Source organism: Pseudomonas brassicacearum, assembly GCF_003732265.1.
In the GTDB taxonomy this organism is placed as follows: Bacteria; Pseudomonadota; Gammaproteobacteria; order Pseudomonadales; family Pseudomonadaceae; genus Aquipseudomonas; species Aquipseudomonas brassicacearum_D.
In genome coordinates, this window is record NZ_MOBK01000472.1 from 1 (window position 1) to 849 (window position 849).

General features: G+C 56.3%; 1 protein-coding gene. It reads left to right on the forward strand.

Annotated elements, in window-relative coordinates; translation table 11 throughout:
* Positions 1-23 precede the first annotated feature (23 nt).
* On the forward strand, positions 24-849 hold an 826-nt coding region (locus tag BK660_RS32320; RefSeq protein ID WP_259698581.1), incomplete at its 3' end, for an ABC transporter permease.

Below are 849 nucleotides of genomic sequence, written 5' to 3' on the forward strand. Positions count from 1 at the left end.
CTGAACCGAAAGCCCAGTCCACGCTGGCGATCTATTTCCGCCTTTTGGCTTACGTGCGGCCTTACGCCGGCCTTTTCCTTCTCAGCATCGTCGGGTTTCTGATCTTCGCATCGACTCAACCGATGCTCGCCTACATCCTCAAATACTTTGTCGACGGTCTGGCCAATCCTGAAGCCAGTCTGTTTCCGGGCAACCCGTATCTGGGCAAGCTGCAGCTGCTCGAGTCCGTGCCGCTGATGATTGTGTTCATCGCGCTGTGGCAGGGGGTGGGCTCGTACCTGGGCAACTTCTTCCTGGCGCGGGTTTCTCTGGGCCTGGTGCATGACCTGCGGGTGGTGCTGTTCAACAAATTGCTGGAGTTGCCCAATCGCTTCTTCGACAAGAACAATTCCGGTCACCTGATTTCCCGGATCACCTTCAACGTGACGATGGTCACCGGTGCGGCAACCGATGCGATCAAAGTCGTCATCCGTGAAGGCATGACCGTGATTTTCCTGTTCTGCACGCTGTTGTGGATGAACTGGAAGCTCACTCTGGTGATGGTCGCCATCCTGCCGTTGATCGGTTTGATGGTGAACAGCACCAGCAAGAAATTCCGCAAGCAGAGCAAGAAGATCCAGGTCTCGATGGGTAACGTCACGCACGTCGCGTCCGAGACCATTCATGGCTACCGCGTTGTGCGCAGCTTCGGCGGCGAGCAGTACGAAAAGGATCGCTTTCGTGATGCCAGCCAGAGCAACACCGACAAGCAGTTGACGATGACCAAGACCGGCGCCGTTTATACGCCGATGTTGCAACTGGTGACGTACAGCGCCATGGCCGTGGTGATGTTCCTCGTACTGTACCTTC